Origin of the sequence: Nocardia brasiliensis IFM 10847, from assembly GCF_000710915.1 — a bacterium.
Taxonomy (GTDB): Bacteria; Actinomycetota; Actinomycetes; order Mycobacteriales; family Mycobacteriaceae; genus Nocardia; species Nocardia brasiliensis_A.
In genome coordinates, this window is record NZ_BAUA01000201.1 from 25,598 (window position 1) to 44,737 (window position 19,140).

A 19,140-nucleotide genomic window follows, 5' to 3' on the forward strand; every position below is an offset into this window, starting at 1 on the left:
TGAATTCGAAGGATAGTCAGCTGGCCGAGCGGCGACGCGGTTCGGCGATGAGCCGGACGCTGCCCGCGGGTATTTCGGTGACCGCGCGGGTGCCCGCGTCCACCGCGAACCTCGGTCCCGGATTCGACTCGCTCGGGATGGCGCTCGGCATGTTCGACGAGATCGACGTGCGCACTACCGATTCGGGGCTCAGCATCCGGGTCGAGGGTGAGGGCGCCGACGATGTGCCGTGGGGCCCTTCGCATCTCGTGGTGCGGGCGATCGAACGCGGCCTGGAGGCCGCGGGCGTCTGGGCCGACGGCCTCGATGTGGTGTGCCGCAACGTGATTCCGCATTCGCGCGGGCTCGGCTCGTCCGCCTCCGCGGTGGTCGGCGGGCTGGCCGCGGGGTGCGCCATCGCGGCGGAGTTCGATTCGGCGCTGGCCACCTCGGACGACCAATTGGTGCAGCTCGCATCGGAATTCGAGGGACATCCGGACAACGCGGCGGCCAGTGTCCTCGGCGGCATCGTGGTGTCCTGGACCGAGACCGACCGTGCGGCCGATATCGGCCGGGACGGCGTGCCGGTGGCCGAACATCACGGCCGGGTGTACCGCGCCGTTCGGCTGGACGCGCACCCCGCGCTGCGTCCGGTCGTGCTCATCCCCGAGGAACGCTCGGCGACCGCGCACACCAGGGGCTTGTTGCCCGAGGTGGTGCCGCACGGCGATGCCGCGTTCAACGTCAGCCGGGCCGCCCTGGCCGTGGTGGCGCTCACCCAGCGCCCCGACCTGCTGATGCCTGCGACGGCCGACCGGCTGCACCAGGCCCAGCGTGCGCCCGCATTACCGCTGACCACCACCTGGATTTCCCGGCTGCGAGCGGCCGGTATCGCGGCCACCGTGTCCGGTGCCGGACCGACCGTCCTGGCCCTCGGGACCAGTGAATTCCCTGCCGAACTCCGCGAACTCGCGGCCCTGGACGGCCTGCGGGTGGTCGAGCCGGGACTGGCCGACGGAGTCCGGATCGACTGACGGCGCGTCTGCCTTGCCGATATTCGCAGTGTGCAGCTATCCTGAGCGAGTCCGTACATCGTGCGCATCAGACGCCGGTGCTTCATCAGGGCAATCGCTCCAGCAGGCTCCAGGCTCGAGCCTCCAGGCCATGGGGGTGCTGCGTAGCTGCGCAACTGGAATGATCTCTCCCACCTCTCACCACCGGTGGCGAAGCGGACGGACGCATCCGAGTCCGGCAGAATGCCCGGACTGCGGGACGAACCCTCGAAACAGCACACGGCAATCGAGGGAAGGAAAGGATTTCCGTGACAGATACGGACCTGCTCGCGACACCAGGGGTGGAATCCAACCCAGCCTCGGGCGACCGCGAAAGTGACTCCGGACAGATTTCGAAGATGAGCGAACAAACCGACGTCGCACGATCGGGGCTGACTGGAATGTTGTTGCCGCAGTTGCGCGCGCTCGCGGGGGAGCTCGGTATCCGAGGCACCTCCGGAATGCGCAAAGGTGATTTGATCGCCGCCATCAAGGAAAATCAGGCCGGAAAACCGGCGAAGGGTGAAAAGCCCGAAGGGGGACAGGCCAAGTCCGCGGTTTCCGCCAAGGCCGAAACGTCCGGTAATACCGAAGCTCCCGCCGCCGCGCCCGCCCGGGCCGAACAGGGCACCCTCGATGTCGGCACCGCCCCGGTGAAAAAAGAGGCGCCCGCTGCCGAGGCCGCCGCACCGGCGAAGGAAAAGGAAGCTCCCGCGAACCAGGCTCCGGCCGAGAACGCGCAACCCACCTCGAACGAGTCCGACGACTCGGGCCGCGAGGGTGGTCAGCGTGGTCGTGGTCGGCAGCGGCGCGGCCGTGACCAGGCGCGATCCGGCGGTGGCGAGGCCGCGGCCGATGCGCGTGGTGACGAGCCGAAGCAGGATTCCGAGCAGGGCGAGCGGCGCCGCGAGCGCAACCAGTCCGGTGAGCGCAACCAGTCGGGTGAGCGCAACCAGTCCGGTGACCGCAACAACCAGAACGGCAACGGCGGCAACGCGAACGGCGGCCGCAACAACGACCGCAACAACGCGCGCAACGACGACGACGAAGAGGGCGGACGCGGCCGGCGGGGCCGGCGGTTCCGTGAGCGTCGCCGTGGGCGCGACCGCGAAACCGGTGGCGGTGGCGGCGAGGCCCGCGAGCTGGAGATCCGCGAAGACGACGTGTTGCAGCCGGTCGCGGGCATCCTCGACGTGCTGGACAACTACGCCTTCGTCCGGACCTCGGGCTACCTGGCCGGGCCGAACGACGTCTACGTCTCGATGAACCTGGTCCGCAAGAACGGCCTGCGCCGCGGTGACGCGATCACCGGTGCGGTGCGCGCCCCGCGGGACGGCGAGCAGAGCAACCAGCGGCAGAAGTTCGATCCGCTGGTACGCCTGGACACGGTCAACGGTGGTGAGGTCGAGGCGGCCAAGCGGCGCCCCGAGTTCAGCAAGCTCACCCCGCTGTATCCGAACCAGCGCCTGCGCCTGGAGACCCAGCCGAACAAGCTGACCACCCGCGTCATCGACCTGATCATGCCGATCGGTAAGGGCCAGCGCGCCCTGATCGTCTCGCCGCCGAAGGCCGGTAAGACGACGATCATGCAGGACATCGCGAATGCCATCGCGATCAACAACCCCGAGGTCTACCTCATGGTGGTGTTGGTCGACGAGCGTCCCGAAGAGGTCACCGACATGCAGCGTTCGGTGAAGGGCGAGGTCATCGCCTCGACCTTCGACCGGCCGCCGTCAGACCACACCTCGGTCGCCGAGCTCGCCATCGAGCGCGCCAAGCGACTGGTGGAAATGGGCAAAGACGTTGTGGTGCTGCTCGACTCGATCACTCGACTCGGCCGCGCGTACAACAACTCCTCGCCCGCGTCCGGCCGAATCCTTTCCGGTGGTGTCGATTCCACCGCGCTGTACCCGCCCAAGCGGTTCCTCGGCGCGGCGCGAAACATCGAGAACGGCGGCTCGCTCACCATCATCGCGACCGCGATGGTGGAGACCGGATCCACCGGTGACACGGTCATCTTCGAGGAGTTCAAGGGCACCGGTAACGCGGAGCTCAAGCTGGACCGCAAGATCGCGGAACGGCGCGTGTTCCCCGCGGTGGACGTCAACCCCTCCGGCACTCGTAAGGACGAGCTACTGCTCAGCCCCGACGAGGCGGCGGTGCTGCACAAGCTGCGCCGCGTACTGTCCGGCCTGGACTCGCACCAGGCGATCGATCTGCTGATCGACCGTCTGAAGAAGTCCAAGAACAACCTCGAGTTCCTGATGCAGGTCAGCAAGACCGCGCCGGGCGCACTCGACGAATGAGTTCCTGAGTTGTACTGCCGAAAGGGCCTCGCCACCGCGGGGCCCTTTCGGCGTGCTGGGGCTGAAGAAGATCAGCCCGATCATGGCCGCGCCGCTGACCAATCCGCCGATGATGATCGCCGAGGTACTCACCGCGCTCCCCTCCGGAGCGGTGTGCAGAGTGTCGACGTAGACGGTGGTTGTCGGGGCGGCGGTGGTCGGAATGTCCGGCAACGCACACCAGCCGACCGCGACAGCGAGAAGCAGCAGACCGAAGATCGCGGACGCGACTCGGATGTTCACAAGTTCTCCCTTCTGTCACGGCACGCCGATGTGCGCTCGACACTCGAGATGGCTTTCACGCTTTCGAGGGCTGTGCTCACGCCGCGAACCGGCCCGAGGGTCTCAACTCTATGAACGTCGCTGTTCGTGTTCGTGAGTAGCGGACTACCCGACTTCAGGGTTCCTGAGACAGCGTCGATCCGCGTGCCCGAACTTCCTGGGGCGACAGCGGCGGGGGGTCTACCTAGGACGGGAACAAACCACCCGCCCGGGGTGTTTTGGGAGCGTAGCGACAGTTCTGGCATACTGAACGGTCGTTGCGTCTGCTCACTCGAGCAGACCTCCCGCCTAAGTCGGCTCCGGTTCACGTTCCCGCGATTCCGCGCGTGAGCGACCCGGCGGCCAATATCGAGAGGACACCCATGAAGGCAGGAATCCACCCGACGTATGTCGACACCACGGTCGTCTGTGGTTGCGGCAACACCTTCCAGACTCGCAGCACCAAGGAGTCGGGACACATCACCGTCGAGGTCTGCTCGCAGTGCCACCCGTTCTACACCGGCAAGCAGAAGATCCTCGACACCGGTGGCCGCGTGGCCCGCTTCGAGGCGCGCTACGGCAAGCGGGCAGGCAAGAAGGCCGACTCCGACGCCAAATAGCTTCCTCGCCGACGCCCGGTCCTGCGCTGCAGGCCGGGCGTCGGTGCTTTGTCAGGGGGACAGGGAAACTAGAGAAGGAAGCGAAGCTGTGACGCAACCGTCCGCGATCGACGACATTCTGGCCGAACACGCCGGCCTGGAAACGCAGCTGTCCGATCCGGCGCTGCACAACGATCCGGGCGCCGCGCGCCGGGTCGGCAAGCGGTTCGCCGAGCTCGCGCCGATCATGGCGACCTATACCAAGCTGAAGTCCGCGCGTGAGGATCTGGCCGCCGCGCAGGAACTCGCCGCCGACGACGCGGCGTTCGCCGCCGAGGTCCCGGACCTGGAACGTCAGGTCGGCGAGCTGGAGCAGGCTCTGGCCGATCTGCTCGCGCCGCGTGACCCGCACGACGGCGACGATGTGGTGCTCGAGGTGAAATCCGGTGAGGGCGGCGAGGAATCGGCGCTGTTCGCCTCCGATCTGGCCCGCATGTACGTCCGCTACGCGGAGCGACACGGCTGGAAGGTCGAGATCCTCGACGTCACCGTGTCCGATCTCGGCGGCTACAAGGACGCGACGCTCTCGATCAAGAGCCGCGATGCCGCGCGCGACGGCGTGTGGTCGCGGTTCAAGTTCGAAGGCGGCGTGCATCGCGTGCAGCGGGTGCCGGTGACCGAGTCGCAGGGCCGGATCCATACTTCCGCCGCGGGCGTGCTCATCTACCCCGAACCCGACGAGGTGGAGGAGGTGCAGATCGACGAGAGCGATCTGCGCGTCGATGTCTACCGGTCCTCCGGCAAGGGCGGCCAGGGCGTCAACACCACCGACTCCGCGGTCCGGCTCACCCACCTGCCCACCGGCATCGTGGTGACCTGCCAGAACGAGCGGTCGCAGCTGCAGAACAAGGCTCGCGCCATGCAGGTGCTGGCCGCCCGGTTGCAGGCGCTCGCCGAGGAGCAGGCCGATCAGGAGGCAGCGGCGGGCCGGGCCAGCCAGATCCGCACGGTCGACCGTTCCGAGCGCATCCGCACCTACAACTTCCCGGAGAACCGGATCACCGACCATCGCATCGGCTTCAAGGCACACAACCTGGACTCGGTGCTGGACGGCGACCTGGACGCACTGTTGGACGCGCTCGGCAAGGCGGACCGCGAGGCCCGAATGGCCGCGGAGTAACGAGCTTTCGGGCAGAGTCTGCGAGATGTCCACGACCAGAGTGGCGTTGCGCCCCGCCATCAACGATGCCGTCGCGGCGTTGCGGGCGGCGGGGGTGCACAGCCCGCAAGCCGACGCGGAACACCTTGCCGCGCATGTGCTCGGCGTGCAGCGCAGCCGGTTGCTGATGACGCCGCTCATCACCCCGGCGGAGTTGGCCGAGTATCGCGCGCTGGTCGCGCGCCGCGCGGAGCGAATTCCGTTGCAACACTTGACCGGAACCGCGGCGATGGGCGATGTCGACCTGGCCGTCGGGCCCGGTGTCTTCGTACCGCGGCCCGAGACCGAACTGCTGTTCGCCTGGGCGCTGGCGCAACTGGCGGCGCTGCCGCACGATCACGCGCCGATCGTCGTCGATCTGTGCACCGGTTCCGGCGCGCTCGCGTTGGCCATCGCGCATGCCCGGCCCGATGCCGTGGTTCATGCCGTCGAACTCGACCCCGCCGCGCTGCGCTGGGTCCGGCGCAACGCCGATCGGCGCGGCGCCGAGGGGGACACCCCGATCGTCCTGCACGCCGCCGACGTCACGGACCCGGACCTGCTGCGCGAGCTGGACGGCCGCGTCGATGTCGTGGTGTCCAACCCGCCCTACATACCCGAGGGCGCCGAGCTCGACCCGGAAGTGGCCGACCACGACCCACACCTGGCCCTGTTCGGCGGTCCGGACGGCTTGGACGTCATCCGCGGCATGCTGCCCACCATCGTTCGCCTGCTGCGCCCCGGCGGCAGCACCGCCATCGAACACGACGACGCGAACGGTTCCGACCTGGCCGCGTTGCTCGCCGCCGCCGATTTCGCCGACATCGTCGAGCATCCGGACTTAGCGGGCAAACCGCGCTTCGTCGCCGCAAATCGCCCCTGAAAGGTGGTCGGGGCGAGCCCGCGTGACAGGATGGTCCGGTGAGTACCGTCTACGACTGCGCGGATCCCGACCTGCGCGCCGCCGGACTGACCGCAGCCACCAGCGCGCTGAAATCCGGCCGGCTGGTCGTGCTGCCGACCGACACGCTCTACGGTCTGGCCGCGGACGCCTTCGATGCCACCGCGGTGAGTTCGCTGCTCGCGGCCAAGCGCCGCGGCAGAGACATGCCGGTGCCGGTCCTGGTCGGTTCCTGGCACACCATCGACGGCCTGGTCTTCTCGGTGCGCCCGCAGGCGCGGGAGCTGATCCGGGCGTTCTGGCCCGGCGGCCTGAGTCTCGTTGTGCAGCAAGCCCCTTCGCTCTCCTGGGATCTCGGGGACACCCGCGGCACGGTGATGCTGCGGATGCCGCTGCACCCGGTCGCCCTCGACCTGCTGCGCGAGGTCGGCCCGCTCGCCGTCTCCAGCGCCAACGTGTCCGGGCAGCCGCCCGCCAAGACCGCCGCGGAGGCCCGCGAGCAACTCGGCGATCTCGTCGGCACCTACCTCGACGGCGGGCCCGCCGCGCACGCTGTCGCCTCCACCATCGTCGACCTGACCGCCGATCAACCGCGCGTGCTGCGCGAGGGTGCCGTATCGATCGGCGATATCGCCGAAGTCCTCGGCATGTCGCCGGAGGCGCTGTCCAGCGCCTCCATCCGATGATCGATCAGGCGCCGGCGCGAATGAGTGACCCGATGCTCGGGCGGTGCCGCGGATGACCGGTTCCGGTGCGGTGGTCCCGCTGCGGGAGCTGCTGCTCGTCCTGCTCATCTCCGCGGTGATCACCTTCCTCGCCACCGGCGGAATCCGCACGCTCGCCATCGGTTTCGGCGCCGTGGCGGTGCCGCGGGAACGTGACGTGCACGTCAAGCCGATCCCGCGGATGGGCGGCGTCGGCATCTACGTCGGAGTGGTCGGCGCGATGCTGTTCGCGCATCAATTGCCCGCGCTGCGAAGGGGTTTCGACTACAGCCCGAACATCCCGGCGGCGGTGCTGGTGGCCGCGACGATCATCGTCGCGGTCGGCATCGTAGACGACCGCTGGGGCCTGGACGCGCTCACCAAGTTCGCCGGGCAGGTGACCGCCGCCGGTGTCATGGCCGTGATGGGACTGAGCTGGTACAGCATCTACAACCCGTTCAACAACACCACGGTGTTTCTGGACGCGTTGCAGGGCGGCCTGGTCACCGTCGCGGTGACCGTCACCCTGGTGAACGCGATGAACTTCGTCGACGGCCTGGACGGCCTGGCGGCCGGGCTCGGCCTGATCGCCGCAATCGCGGTGTTCGTGTTCTCGCTCGGCCTGATGAACGAGCAAGGCGGTTCGGTAGACACCTACCCGCCTGCCCTGCTGGCCGCCGCGCTGGCGGGCGCCTGCCTGGGTTTCCTGCCGCACAATTTCCAGCCCGCCCGGATCTTCATGGGTGACTCGGGCTCGATGCTGATCGGGCTGGTGCTGGCCGCGGTCTCGACCAGCGCGTCCGGGCGCATCCCGCTGCAGGGTTTCGGTCCGCGCGACATCGTCGGCCTGCTGTCGCCGCTGCTGCTGGTCGGCGCGGTGATGTTCATTCCGGTGCTGGATCTGGTGCTGGCCATCGTGCGCCGGGTGCGCGCGGGTGTGAGTTTCTCCACTCCGGACAAGATGCACCTGCACCACCGGCTGCTGCAGATCGGGCATTCGCATCGCCGCGTGGTGTTGCTCATCTATTTGTGGGTCGGCATCCTCGCGTTCGGCGCCGTCGGTACCGCGTTGATGGACCGCCGTCTGGTGATCCTGCTGATGGCGGGCGGACTGGTGTTCGCCCTGGTGGTGACCGCGATCCCTGGCCTGCGCCGCGGGGAGCAAACCGAGCACCATCCGCCCTCCGGGTAAGGTTTGCAGGCGTGAGCTTTGTTCCTACCCCTGTTCCCGGTCCGGACGCCCCGCTGAAAGCGGCGCTGCGCTACGGCTTGATCGGGCTGGGCGTGCTGGTCGTGCTCGCCGTCGCGATCGCCACGGCGGTCGCGGGCGTGCCCGGCCTGTGGGGTGCGCTGCTCGGCGCGGCCATCGGCGGCGGCTTCATCCTGACCACGGCCGCTGTGGTGTTGTTCGGCGCAAAATTGCCGCCGACCACCGCGGGCATGGTGATGCTGGCCAGCTGGGTCGGCAAAATGCTGGTTGCCCTGATCGTTATAGCGATCTTGAATCAATTCGCCTTTTATGACCGGATCGCACTGTTCCTGACCGTTGTCGGAGCGCTGGTAATCGTGCTCGGCGCGGAGACGTACGGCGTTCTGCGACAGAAGGTTCCGTATGTGACGGTGCCCGATGTGCCGAGCGACACAGCTACCGGCGAGTAATAACCGCCACCCCCCTACACGCTGTCGTAGATAACTTGGTAAAGTGTTGGTAAGCAAGCTGCCAAGCGAAGGGTGGTCACCCCGACCGCCCCGAGTGACGCTATGCTTACTGCCGTGCCGGGCTCCGAGGGGTTCCGGTTCTGCATGTCGACGATGTCGCCGACACACGTACAGACGCCAGGTGGAATCCCAACCCGCCGCACAGCTGCTGACGAATTTCGAGCCGACCTGAGTCGACCCAAATTGATCGTCAATGTCCGATCGAACCGCGGGATCAACCGAACCCACGGCCCGAACACGGGAGAGAACGCTGAGCGTCACCACTTTGGCGGGCGAGTTCCACGCGCCATCGCTAACCGACTTCTTCCCTCCAGCGCTGCTGTTCGAGGGTACGCCGTTCGAACTCGATCGTTTGATGGCGATCCGGCTTCTGATGACCGGTGTCCTGATTGTCGTGATGATGCTCGCTTTTCGCAATCCGCGCCTCATCCCGCGCGGGCTGCAGAACGTCGCGGAAACCGGTCTGGTCTTCGTGAAGGAACAGATTTGCGACGAAGTTTTGGGCAAGGAATCCGGACGTAAGTTCTTCCCGCTCATCGCGACCATCTTCTTCGCGGTCCTGTTCTTGAACTTCTCCGGTGTCATTCCCGGATTGAACATCTCGTCGAACGCTCGAATCGGCATGCCGCTGGTCCTGGCCGTCATCGCGTACGTCGCCTTCAACTACGTCGGCATCAAAAAGTACGGATTCTTTACGTACCTGCGTAGCAGCATCGTGGTACCGAATGTGCCCCCTGCGCTCCACGTACTGCTGATTCCGATCGAGTTCGTCTCGACCTTCATCCTGCGTCCGTTCACGCTGACCGTCCGACTCATGGCGAACATGCTGGCCGGACATATCATGTTGGTGCTGTTCTTCAGTGCTACCTGGTTCTTCTTGTTCGACGCCGTCGCGTGGATGAAAGTGTTCTCGCCCTTCTCGCTCCTCGCGGGATTCGCGTTCACTCTCTTCGAGCTGTTGGTCATCTTCCTGCAGGCCTATGTGTTTGCGCTGCTGACCGCCGTTTACATCGGACTCGCACAACACGCAGATTCACACTGACCTGCCTGACCGAACGTTAAACCTGCTACACCTCGTCGACCGGCGGGTGTGCAACAGAAAGGGAATGGAAGACTCATGAGCCTCGCGTACCTGGCCCAGGAAGCCGCAACCACCTCTGAGAAGATCAAGGGCTACGGCGCCATCGGCTACGGTCTGGCGGCCATCGGCCCGGGCATCGGCGTCGGCATCGTCGTCGGTAAGGCCATCGAAGGTATCGCCCGTCAGCCCGAGCTGCAGGGCACCATCCGGACCAACATGTTCCTCGGCATCGCGTTCACTGAGGCGCTTGCCCTGATCGGCCTCGTCGCCGGCTTCATCTTCTGATTCCGATGAACGAGTTCTCTGTTCTCGCAGCGGGAAGCGGAGAGGATGTGAATCCTCTTCTCCCCGAGACATACGACATCGTCTGGTCCGTGGTCTGCGTCGCGATCATCGCGGTTCTCTTCTACAAGTACGTGATCCCACGTCTGATGAAGGTGCTCGACGAGCGCGCCGACAAGATCGAGGGCGGCATCAAGCGCGCCGAGGTCGCGCAGGAAGAGGCCCAGCTCACGCTGCAGCAGTACCAGCAGCAGCTGGCCGACGCCCGGCTGGAGGCAGCCCGGATCCGCGAGGAAGCGCGCACCCAGGGCCAGCAGATCCTCGCGCAGATGCGCGCGGAGGCCCAGGCCGAAAGCGACCGCATCGTCGCCGCTGGTCAGCACCAGCTGGAGGCGCAGCGCCAGCACATCCTGACCGAACTGCGCACCGAACTCGGCCAGACCGCCGTAGATTTGGCCGAAAAGATTATCGGACAGTCGGTTTCGGACGAAGCTAAGCAGGCTGCGTCCATCGAGCGGTTCCTGACCGAACTCGATGACGAGTCGAAAGCCGGCATCGGGGTCGGAAGGTAGCGACGCGAAAGTGAGAAGCATGTACGCAGCGAGCCGCGAGGCCTGCGCCCGGTCTCGGGAGGCGCTCAGGGCCGCTCTGGCCGGAAGCGACAGTGTCGCGGCCACAACGGGTTCCGAATTGTTCGCCGTTGTCGCCGTGCTGGACGACCAGCGTTCGCTGCGTGTTGCGCTCGCGGACGTGTCGGTGCCGGGTTCGGCGCGGGCCGAGCTCAGCGAACGGGTCTTCGGTGGAAAGGTCAGCCCGGCCACGCAGGCGGTGCTGACCACCGCCGTGGCCCAGGACTGGTCTCGGACCGCCGACCTGGTCGACACCCTGGTGTTGCTCGGACAGGAGGCATTGCTCGAGTCGGCCGCGGACACCGGCCGGCTCGACGCGGTCGAGGACGAACTGTTCCGGCTCGGCCGGATCGTCAGCGACAACCCCGAGCTGGAGCAGGCCCTTTCCGATCGGACGAAGCCGGCCGAGGCCAAGCGGGCACTGATCGAGCGGCTGCTCAACGGCAAGACCGAAACCATCACCCTCACCCTGGCAGAACAGGTGGTGGCCAGGCAGAAGGCAGCAGTCGGCGCCGCGGCGTTCGACGAGCTTTCCGACCTGGCAGCGGCTCGTCGTGACCAGATCGTCGCGCATGTCCGCGCGGCCATCGCACTCTCGGCACAGCAGCGGGAGCGGCTCGCCGCATCGTTGCACCGTATCTACGGCAAGCCGATTCAGGTGCACGTGCAGGTCGACCCGAGTCTGCTGAGCGGGCTGGTCGTACACGTCGGCGACGACGTGATCGACGGCAGCGCCATCGGCCGACTGGAACGGCTGCGTCGGTCCCTGGCCTGACGCACGCCCGGGTTCACCCACCCCGCCGGCTTCGCCGGCTGCCGACCCCCTCCCGACATTCGACACAGCGAGAGCAGGAAGAACATGGCGGAGCTGACGATCTCCTCCGACGAGATCCGTAGCGCGATCGAGAGCTACACCCAGAGCTACACCCCGGAAACCTCCATCGAGGAAGTCGGTGTTGTCACCGACACCGCAGACGGCATCGCGCACGTGAGCGGTCTGCCCTCGGCGATGGCCAACGAGCTGCTCGAGTTCCCGGGCGGGGTGCTGGGCGTGGCGCTGAACCTCGAGGACCGCGAGATCGGTGCGGTCATCCTCGGCGAGTACGCCAACCTCGAAGAGGGCCAGCAGGTCCGCCGCACCGGCGACGTGCTCTCGGTGCCCGTCGGTGACAAGTTCCTCGGCCGCGTGGTCGACCCGCTCGGTCACCCGATCGACGGTCTCGGTGAGATCGAGTCCGAAGAGCAGCGCGTGCTCGAGCTGCAGGCCGCGACCGTGCTGGAGCGTCAGCCCGTCGAGGAGCCGCTGGCGACCGGTATCACCGCCATCGACGCCCTCACCGCGATCGGCCGCGGCCAGCGTCAGCTGGTCATCGGTGACCGCAAGACCGGCAAGACCGCGGTCTGCATCGACGCCATCCTGGCGCAGAAGGCCAACTGGGATTCCGGTGACCCGGCCAAGCAGGTGCGCTGCATCTACGTCGCCATCGGTCAGAAGGGTTCCACCATCGCGGGCGTCAAGACCGCGCTGGAAGAGCACGGTGCGCTGGAGTACACCACCATCGTCGCGGCCCCTGCTTCGGACTCCGCCGGCTTCAAATGGCTTGCGCCGTACACCGGTTCGGCCATCGGCCAGCACTGGATGTACCAGGGCAAGCACGTTCTCATCGTGTTCGACGACCTGACCAAGCAGGCCGAGGCCTACCGCGCCATCTCGCTGCTGCTGCGTCGCCCGCCGGGCCGCGAGGCGTACCCGGGTGACGTCTTCTACCTGCACTCCCGTCTGCTGGAGCGTTGCGCCAAGCTGTCCGACGAGATGGGCGCCGGCTCGATGACCGGTCTGCCGATCATCGAGACCAAGGCCAACGACATCTCGGCGTTCATCCCGACCAACGTCATCTCCATCACCGACGGCCAGGTCTTCCTCGAGTCCGACCTGTTCAACAAGGGTGTCCGCCCGGCGATCAACGTCGGTACCTCGGTCTCCCGTGTCGGTGGCGCCGCGCAGACCAAGGGCATGAAGAAGGTCGCCGGTTCGCTGCGTCTGGAAATGGCCCAGTTCCGTGAGCTGGAGGCGTTCTCCGCCTTCGCCTCCGACCTCGACGCCGCCTCGCTCGCTCAGCTCGAGCGTGGCGCCCGCTGGGTCGAGCTGCTCAAGCAGGACCAGTACTCGCCGGTCGCGGTCGAGGACCAGATCGTCTCGATCTACCTGGTCGACGCGGGCTACTACGACTCGGTTCCGGTCGCCGACATCCGTCGCTTCAACCGTGAGGTGCTCGAGCACCTGCACCGGGCCGCGGCCGATGCCTTCAAGACCATCGAGGGCGGCAAGGTGCTCGCGGACGAGGCCGCCGACCAGATCAAGGCCGAGACCGACAAGTTCAAGCAGGGCTTCCTCGCTTCCGACGGCAGCCGCGTCGTGAACGAGGCCGAGGCGGGCGACCTCGAGCACGAAGAGGTCGAGACCCTCTCGGTCACTCGCAAGCACGTCGAGAAGTGACCCAGGTTCGAGACTGATGCGAGCCAAGGGTTACCCAATGCAAGCGAATGAAGGGAGTGTGAACCGCTGATGGCAAGCTTGCGTGAATTGCGCTCCCGCATTCGTGGTGTGAATTCGATCAAGAAGATCACCAAGGCCCAGGAGCTGATCGCGACCTCGCGCATCTCCAAGGCGCAGGCCAGGGTCGCGGCCGCGAAGCCCTACGCCGAGGAGATCACCAAGGTCCTCAGCGAGCTGGCGAGCGCGTCGCAGAACCTCACCCACCCGCTGCTGACCGAGCGCGCCGACCCGCGCCGGGCCGCCGTGCTGGTGATCACCAGTGACAGCGGCATGGCCGGTGGTTACAACTCCAACGTGCTCAAGCGCGCCGAGGAGTTGATGCACACGCTGCGTGGCGAGGGCAAGGAACCGGTGATCTACGTGATGGGCAACAAGGGCCTCACGTACTACACCTTCCGCAACCGCACGCCGGTCGCGTCGTGGACCGGGTTCTCGCAGCAGCCGAAGTACACCGATGCTTCGGCCGCCTGCAACCACCTGGTCGAGGCCTTCATGGCCGGCTCCGACGGCACGGTCCCCGCGCCGAACGGGACCGGCGATATCGCGGGCGTCGATGAGCTCCACATCGTGTACACGCGGTTCGTGTCGATGCTGACGCAGACCCCGGAGGTGCGCCGCCTGGCGCCGATCCAGGTGAGCTACGTCGACGAGAACTTCGACATGGGTGAGGATTTCGTGTCCGATTCGCCGACGGCGGACGTGCACGCGCAGTACGAATTCGAGCCCGACGCGAGTGTGCTGCTGGCGGCCCTGCTGCCGAAGTACATCAACACGCGTATCTACTCATCGTTGCTCGAGGCAGCGGCATCCGAGTCCGCGGCTCGGCGCACCGCAATGAAGGCAGCCACCGACAACGCCAACGAACTGGCCACTGATCTTTCCCGGCAGGCGAACTCGGTGCGGCAGGCCCAGATCACCCAGGAAATCAGTGAAATCGTGGGCGGCGTGAACGCGCTGGCTGCGAGCTCGGACCGCGACTAGCGCCGCGGCCTGAGGGACGGGCCCCGGAGGAGGTAGCGGAGCGTGACCACGCAGGGGCCCCCGAAGGCCGCAATCTGACACAGAGAGAATCCAAACCAAATGACCGCAGCTGTCACCCAAGACAACACGAGTCGGACCGGCGCAAACACAGGTCGCGTCGTCCGAGTCATCGGCCCCGTCGTGGACGTCGAGTTCCCGCGTGGCTCGATCCCCGACCTGTTCAACGCCTTGCACGCCGAGATCACGCTGACCTCGGTGGCCAAGACCCTGACCCTCGAGGTCGCCCAGCACCTCGGCGACGGCATCGTCCGCTGCATCTCGATGCAGCCGACCGACGGCCTGGTCCGTAGCGCCCCGGTCACCGACACCGGCAAGCCGATCTCGGTGCCGGTCGGCGACGTCGTCAAGGGCCACGTCTTCAACGCGCTCGGCGACTGCCTCGACACCCCCGGCCTCGGCCGCGACGGTGAGCAGTGGGGCATCCACCGCAAGCCCCCGTCATTCGATCAGCTCGAGGGCAAGACCGAGATCCTGGAAACGGGCATCAAGGTTATCGACCTGCTCACCCCGTACGTGAAGGGTGGCAAGATCGGCCTGTTCGGTGGCGCCGGCGTCGGCAAGACCGTGCTCATCCAGGAGATGATCACCCGTATCGCGCGGGAGTTCTCCGGTACCTCCGTGTTCGCCGGTGTCGGCGAGCGCACCCGTGAGGGCACCGACCTGCGCCTGGAAATGGAAGAGATGGGCGTCCTCCCGGACACCGCCCTGGTCTTCGGCCAGATGGACGAGCCGCCGGGCACCCGTATGCGCGTCGCCCTCTCGGCCCTCACCATGGCCGAGTACTTCCGCGACGTGCAGCACCAGGACGTGCTGCTGTTCATCGACAACATCTTCCGGTTCACCCAGGCAGGTTCCGAGGTCTCGACCCTGCTCGGTCGTATGCCCTCGGCCGTCGGTTACCAGCCCACGCTGGCCGACGAGATGGGTGAGCTGCAGGAGCGCATCACCTCGACCCGTGGTCGGTCGATCACCTCGCTGCAGGCCATCTACGTGCCCGCCGACGACTACACCGACCCGGCCCCGGCGACCACCTTCGCCCACCTCGACGCGACGACCGAGCTCTCCCGCCCGATCTCGCAGAAGGGCATCTACCCGGCCGTCGACCCGCTGACCTCGACCTCCCGCATCCTGGAGGCCTCGATCGTCGGCGAGCGGCACTTCGCCGTGGCCAACGAGGTGAAGCGGATCCTGCAGAAGTACAAGGAACTGCAGGACATCATCGCCATCCTCGGCATGGACGAGCTCTCCGAAGAGGACAAGGTCCTCGTCGGCCGCGCCCGTCGCCTGGAGAAGTTCCTCGGCCAGAACTTCATCGTGGCCGAGAAGTTCACCGGCCAGGTCGGTTCGGTGGTTCCGCTGGAGCAGACCATCGACGACTTCGACCGGGTCTGCAAGGGCGAGTTCGACCACTTCCCGGAGCAGGCGTTCAACTCCTGCGGTGGCCTCGACGACGTCGAGGCGGCCGCGAAGAAGATCGCCGGAAAGTAGTCCCCGATGTCGGAAATGTCAGTTGATCTCGTCGCGGTCGAACGCCTGCTCTGGTCCGGCCAGGCGACGTTCGTCAGCGCGCAGACGACCGAGGGCCAGATCGGCATCATGCCGGGCCACGAGCCGCTGCTCGGCCAGCTGGTCGAGGGTGGCATCGTGTCCATTGTCGACACCGACGGTCAGCGGATCGTCGCGGCGGTGCACGGCGGCTTCTTCTCGGTGACCGCTACCACGGTCCGGGTCCTGGCCGAATCCGCGGAGTTCGCGGACGAGGTGGATGTCGAGGCGGCACGTCGCGTGCTGGCCGACTCCGCGGCCAGCGAAGAGGACCAGCTGGCGGCGCAGGCCCAGGTGCGCGCGGTGGAGCAGATCGCGAACGCGTAGGCGACAACCGAAAATCGAGTAGCAGACTGTCGGCGGCGAAGGCTTCTTCGCCGCCGACAGTCGTTTCAATACACGGGTGGCCCGTTTGTAAACTCGAGGTCGTGGTTGAATGACCGCACGGCGGTGATCGCGATGGGCCCGGAGCCGGATCCTCGGAGGGCTTGCGAGCACCGCCAATTGAATAGGGTGTCGACGACACGGCGACAGAGCGAAGGGACGAACTGCATTGCAGACCGGGATGGTTCTCCTGATCATTCTGGTGCTGACGCTCGTGTTCCTCGCCCTGGCCTCGACCTATCGCCTGATCATGTTGCGGCGCGGCGGAACCGCCGCGATCCTGCGGGTATTGCCTGCGCGCGGTGGTCAGGGCTGGCGGCACGGACTGATCCGCTACGACGAGGACCGATTGGTCTTTTTCAAGCTGACGAGTCTGAAACTCGGGCCCGACTGCACGATTCACCGTCAGGGCATCGAGATCGGCGACCGCCGCGCCCCGGTCGGCGACGAATACGACATCATGACCGACGACATCGCGGTGATCGCGGTGACCGATCGCGACGGCAGCTACGAGTTGGCTCTGGATCGCGCCTCGCGCACCGCATTTCTGTCCTGGGTGGAGTCGCGCCCCTCCGATCGCACCCGCCGGATGCGCTAGCCGGCGCACCCGCCCGGATAACACGCGACAACGGATAGGCTGAGGCTCGTGAGTGTGCACCTGACGCGGATCTACACGCGAACCGGCGACGATGGGACCACCGGTCTCAGCGATTTCTCGCGGGTCGCGAAGACCGATCCGCGCTTGGTCGCCTACGCCGACTGCGACGAGACGAACGCCGCCATCGGGGTGGCGATCGCGCTCGGGCAGCCCGCCGAGGAGTTGCGCGCGGTACTCCTGCAGATACAGAACGATCTGTTCGACGCCGGCGCCGACCTGTCCACCCCGGTGGTCGCGGAGCCGAAGTACCCGCCGCTGCGCATCACCCAGCCCTACATCGATCGGCTGGAGGGCTGGTGCGACGAGTTCAATGCCGAACTGCCGGCACTGAATTCGTTCATCCTGCCGGGCGGCACGCCGCTGGCGGCGCTGCTGCACACGGCACGCACGGTGGCGCGGCGCGCCGAACGCGCGGCCTGGGCCGCCATCGAGACACACCCGGAGGACACGAATGTGCTTCCGGCCAAATATCTGAATCGCCTCTCGGACCTGCTGTTCATCCTGAGCCGCGTGGCGAATCCCGGCGGCGATATCCTGTGGAAGCCCGGCGGAACCAGGTCGAGCACCTGATAATGCTCGAGACACGAGGACACTTGTCTCGGATACATGGGTAAACACCCCGGGTATACCCAGAACTCAGCCCGGCGTCGGACCGCCGGCCCGCAACCGAACTACCGTGGCACCCACCAGTGCGCTGAATACCCGGAGTGGCGGAGCTGGATACCTGGAGTGGCGGGCCAGTGCCGCAACTATCCTTGCACCCAACAGTGCGCCGAATACGCGGAGAGGCGGCATGGAACGGTTTTTGGTTACCGGCGGGAATCGACTCGTCGGTGAAGTCGCGGTGGGAGGCGCCAAGAACAGCGTCCTCAAGCTGATGGCCGCTGCCCTGCTGGCCGAAGGCACCACCACGATCACGAACTGCCCGGACATTCTCGACGTGCCGCTGATGGGCGACGTGCTGCGCGGCCTCGGCTGCGACGTCGCGATCGACGCGGGAACGGTCACCATCAACACCCCGGCGGAGCCGAAGTACCACGCGGACTTCCCCGCGGTGACGCAGTTCCGCGCGTCGGTGTGTGTGCTCGGCCCGCTGATGGCGCGCTGCAAGCGTGCGGTGGTCGCGCTGCCGGGCGGTGACGCGATCGGTTCGCGGCCGCTCGACATGCACCAGGCCGGCCTGCGGTTGCTCGGCGCGACCAGCGAGATCGAGCACGGTTGCGTCGTGGCGCGCGCCGACGAGCTGCAGGGCGCCAAGATCCGGCTCGACTTCCCGTCGGTGGGCGCCACCGAGAACATCCTGATGGCCGCGGTCCTCGCCGAGGGCGAGACCGTGATCGACAACGCCGCACGCGAACCCGACATCGTCGACCTCTGCAACATGCTGGTGCAGATGGGCGCCCGGATCACCGGTGCCGGTACCTCGGTGCTCACCGTGCAGGGGGTCAAGCGACTCTCGCCGACCACGCACCGGGTGATCGGCGACCGGATCGTCGCCGCCACCTGGGGTATCGCCGCCGCCATGACCATGGGCGACGTCCGGGTGACGGGCGTGAACCCCAAGCATCTGTCGCTGGTGCTGGACAAGCTGCGTTCCGCGGGCGCGCGGATCTCGTTCGAGCAGGACGGCTTCCGCGTCGTGCAGGCTGAGCGGCCGCGCGCGGTCAACTTCTCGACGCTGCCGTTCCCCGGCTTCCCCACCGACCTGCAGCCGATGGCGATCGGGCTGGCTGCGATCGCCGACGGCACGTCGATGATCACCGAGAACGTCTTCGAAGCGCGTTTCCGTTTCGTGGAGGAGATGATCCGGTTGGGCGCCGACGCGCGCACCGACGGGCATCACGCTGTGGTGCGCGGTATTCCGCGCCTGTCGAGCGCGCCGGTGTGGTCCTCCGACATTCGGGCCGGCGCCGGATTGGTACTCGCCGGTCTGGTTGCCGAGGGCACCACAGAGGTGCACGACGTCTTCCACATCGACCGCGGTTACCCCAAATTCGTTGAGCAGCTACAGGCTCTGGGCGGGGAAGTGACCCGAGTCGGTGCGGCGGAATGAAGCGTTAACCTCGAAAATGCTTCTTGACCAGGCGATTTGACATGATGCACGCGGACACGTAACTTTATTCAAGTCAGAGCGACACGGACACCGACCCGGAGCCGAGGAGCTGAGCCGCAAGGCTGAGCGAGAGGCCTGGGAAACGAGGTAGT

19 protein-coding genes are annotated in these 19,140 nt (G+C 66.7%); all 19 read left to right on the plus strand.

Going from position 1 to position 19,140, the window contains the following annotated elements:
- Window positions 1-47: 47 nt before the first annotated feature.
- The 19 genes from thrB to murA all read left to right on the plus strand — a co-directional run bounded on the left by thrB (window position 48) and on the right by murA (window position 18,988).
- On the plus strand, window positions 48-1,013 hold the full coding sequence (gene thrB / locus NBRGI_RS39860; RefSeq protein ID WP_029903012.1) for a homoserine kinase: 966 nt from the start codon (window positions 48-50) through the stop codon (window positions 1,011-1,013).
- A 287-nt stretch (window positions 1,014-1,300) separates the two neighbouring features.
- Entirely contained in the window at window positions 1,301-3,337 is a 2,037-nt protein-coding gene (gene rho, locus NBRGI_RS39865; RefSeq protein WP_036562564.1) for a transcription termination factor Rho, read from the plus strand.
- A 683-nt stretch (window positions 3,338-4,020) separates the two neighbouring features.
- Window positions 4,021-4,257: a 50S ribosomal protein L31 gene (rpmE, locus tag NBRGI_RS39875; protein WP_014982060.1), complete on the plus strand. Its 237-nt coding sequence runs from the start codon at window positions 4,021-4,023 to the stop codon at window positions 4,255-4,257.
- A gap of 88 nt (window positions 4,258-4,345) precedes the next feature.
- Complete coding sequence (gene prfA / locus NBRGI_RS39880) at window positions 4,346-5,416, plus strand: peptide chain release factor 1 (protein WP_014982061.1); 1,071 nt, start codon at window positions 4,346-4,348, stop codon at window positions 5,414-5,416.
- A 25-nt stretch (window positions 5,417-5,441) separates the two neighbouring features.
- A complete protein-coding gene (gene prmC / locus NBRGI_RS39885; protein ID WP_029903016.1) occupies window positions 5,442-6,317 on the plus strand; it encodes a peptide chain release factor N(5)-glutamine methyltransferase in 876 nt (291 codons plus the stop codon).
- A 38-nt stretch (window positions 6,318-6,355) separates the two neighbouring features.
- The gene (locus NBRGI_RS39890) at window positions 6,356-7,021 is read left to right on the plus strand and encodes an L-threonylcarbamoyladenylate synthase (protein WP_029903018.1); all 666 of its coding nucleotides are present in this window, start codon (window positions 6,356-6,358) and stop codon (window positions 7,019-7,021) included.
- Between the two features lie 52 nt (window positions 7,022-7,073).
- The gene (locus tag NBRGI_RS39895; protein ID WP_051728398.1) at window positions 7,074-8,231 is read left to right on the plus strand and encodes a glycosyltransferase family 4 protein; all 1,158 of its coding nucleotides are present in this window, start codon (window positions 7,074-7,076) and stop codon (window positions 8,229-8,231) included.
- A gap of 11 nt (window positions 8,232-8,242) precedes the next feature.
- Window positions 8,243-8,698 carry a hypothetical protein gene (locus NBRGI_RS39900; protein WP_014982065.1) on the plus strand — a complete coding sequence of 152 codons (456 nt, stop codon included), beginning with the start codon at window positions 8,243-8,245 and terminating at the stop codon, window positions 8,696-8,698.
- 253 nt (window positions 8,699-8,951) lie between these two features.
- Window positions 8,952-9,800 (plus strand): F0F1 ATP synthase subunit A, encoded by an 849-nt coding sequence (gene atpB, locus NBRGI_RS39905; RefSeq protein ID WP_171904504.1) that lies wholly within the window; start codon window positions 8,952-8,954, stop codon window positions 9,798-9,800.
- Window positions 9,801-9,875: 75 nt separating this feature from the next.
- Window positions 9,876-10,124, plus strand: a complete 249-nt coding sequence (locus NBRGI_RS39910; protein ID WP_014982067.1) for an ATP synthase F0 subunit C — start codon at window positions 9,876-9,878, stop codon at window positions 10,122-10,124.
- 5 nt (window positions 10,125-10,129) lie between these two features.
- Window positions 10,130-10,693: a F0F1 ATP synthase subunit B gene (locus NBRGI_RS39915; protein WP_029903023.1), complete on the plus strand. Its 564-nt coding sequence runs from the start codon at window positions 10,130-10,132 to the stop codon at window positions 10,691-10,693.
- Between the two features lie 19 nt (window positions 10,694-10,712).
- A complete protein-coding gene (locus tag NBRGI_RS39920; protein ID WP_029903025.1) occupies window positions 10,713-11,525 on the plus strand; it encodes a F0F1 ATP synthase subunit delta in 813 nt (270 codons plus the stop codon).
- 84 nt (window positions 11,526-11,609) lie between these two features.
- Window positions 11,610-13,247, plus strand: coding sequence for a F0F1 ATP synthase subunit alpha (gene atpA, locus NBRGI_RS39925; protein ID WP_029903027.1), 1,638 nt, complete (start codon window positions 11,610-11,612; stop codon window positions 13,245-13,247).
- A gap of 69 nt (window positions 13,248-13,316) precedes the next feature.
- On the plus strand, window positions 13,317-14,288 hold the full coding sequence (locus NBRGI_RS39930) for a F0F1 ATP synthase subunit gamma (protein WP_029903029.1): 972 nt from the start codon (window positions 13,317-13,319) through the stop codon (window positions 14,286-14,288).
- Between the two features lie 99 nt (window positions 14,289-14,387).
- Complete coding sequence (gene atpD / locus NBRGI_RS39935; RefSeq protein WP_014982072.1) at window positions 14,388-15,836, plus strand: F0F1 ATP synthase subunit beta; 1,449 nt, start codon at window positions 14,388-14,390, stop codon at window positions 15,834-15,836.
- A 6-nt stretch (window positions 15,837-15,842) separates the two neighbouring features.
- Complete coding sequence (locus NBRGI_RS39940) at window positions 15,843-16,220, plus strand: F0F1 ATP synthase subunit epsilon (protein ID WP_029903031.1); 378 nt, start codon at window positions 15,843-15,845, stop codon at window positions 16,218-16,220.
- Between the two features lie 238 nt (window positions 16,221-16,458).
- Window positions 16,459-16,875, plus strand: coding sequence for a DUF2550 domain-containing protein (locus tag NBRGI_RS39945; protein WP_014982074.1), 417 nt, complete (start codon window positions 16,459-16,461; stop codon window positions 16,873-16,875).
- A 48-nt stretch (window positions 16,876-16,923) separates the two neighbouring features.
- On the plus strand, window positions 16,924-17,505 hold the full coding sequence (locus tag NBRGI_RS39950; RefSeq protein ID WP_029903032.1) for a cob(I)yrinic acid a,c-diamide adenosyltransferase: 582 nt from the start codon (window positions 16,924-16,926) through the stop codon (window positions 17,503-17,505).
- A gap of 223 nt (window positions 17,506-17,728) precedes the next feature.
- Complete coding sequence (gene murA, locus NBRGI_RS39955; RefSeq protein WP_029903034.1) at window positions 17,729-18,988, plus strand: UDP-N-acetylglucosamine 1-carboxyvinyltransferase; 1,260 nt, start codon at window positions 17,729-17,731, stop codon at window positions 18,986-18,988.
- Window positions 18,989-19,140: the final 152 nt, after the last annotated feature.

Bases quoted from the DNA above. Each gene is read 5' to 3' on its own strand.
- thrB (WP_029903012.1), top strand. From the start codon at position 48: ATGAGCCGGACGCTGCCCGCGGGTATTTCGGTGACCGCGCGGGTGCCC.
- rpmE (WP_014982060.1), top strand. From the start codon at position 4,021: ATGAAGGCAGGAATCCACCCGACGTATGTCGACACCACGGTCGTCTGT.
- prmC (WP_029903016.1), top strand. From the start codon at position 5,442: ATGTCCACGACCAGAGTGGCGTTGCGCCCCGCCATCAACGATGCCGTC.
- NBRGI_RS39895 (WP_051728398.1), top strand. From the start codon at position 7,074: ATGACCGGTTCCGGTGCGGTGGTCCCGCTGCGGGAGCTGCTGCTCGTC.
- atpB (WP_171904504.1), top strand. From the start codon at position 8,952: ATGTCCGATCGAACCGCGGGATCAACCGAACCCACGGCCCGAACACGG.
- NBRGI_RS39910 (WP_014982067.1), top strand. From the start codon at position 9,876: ATGAGCCTCGCGTACCTGGCCCAGGAAGCCGCAACCACCTCTGAGAAG.
- NBRGI_RS39915 (WP_029903023.1), top strand. From the start codon at position 10,130: ATGAACGAGTTCTCTGTTCTCGCAGCGGGAAGCGGAGAGGATGTGAAT.
- NBRGI_RS39920 (WP_029903025.1), top strand. From the start codon at position 10,713: ATGTACGCAGCGAGCCGCGAGGCCTGCGCCCGGTCTCGGGAGGCGCTC.
- atpA (WP_029903027.1), top strand. From the start codon at position 11,610: ATGGCGGAGCTGACGATCTCCTCCGACGAGATCCGTAGCGCGATCGAG.
- NBRGI_RS39930 (WP_029903029.1), top strand. From the start codon at position 13,317: ATGGCAAGCTTGCGTGAATTGCGCTCCCGCATTCGTGGTGTGAATTCG.
- atpD (WP_014982072.1), top strand. From the start codon at position 14,388: ATGACCGCAGCTGTCACCCAAGACAACACGAGTCGGACCGGCGCAAAC.
- NBRGI_RS39940 (WP_029903031.1), top strand. From the start codon at position 15,843: ATGTCGGAAATGTCAGTTGATCTCGTCGCGGTCGAACGCCTGCTCTGG.
- NBRGI_RS39945 (WP_014982074.1), top strand. From the start codon at position 16,459: ATGGTTCTCCTGATCATTCTGGTGCTGACGCTCGTGTTCCTCGCCCTG.
- murA (WP_029903034.1), top strand. From the start codon at position 17,729: ATGGAACGGTTTTTGGTTACCGGCGGGAATCGACTCGTCGGTGAAGTC.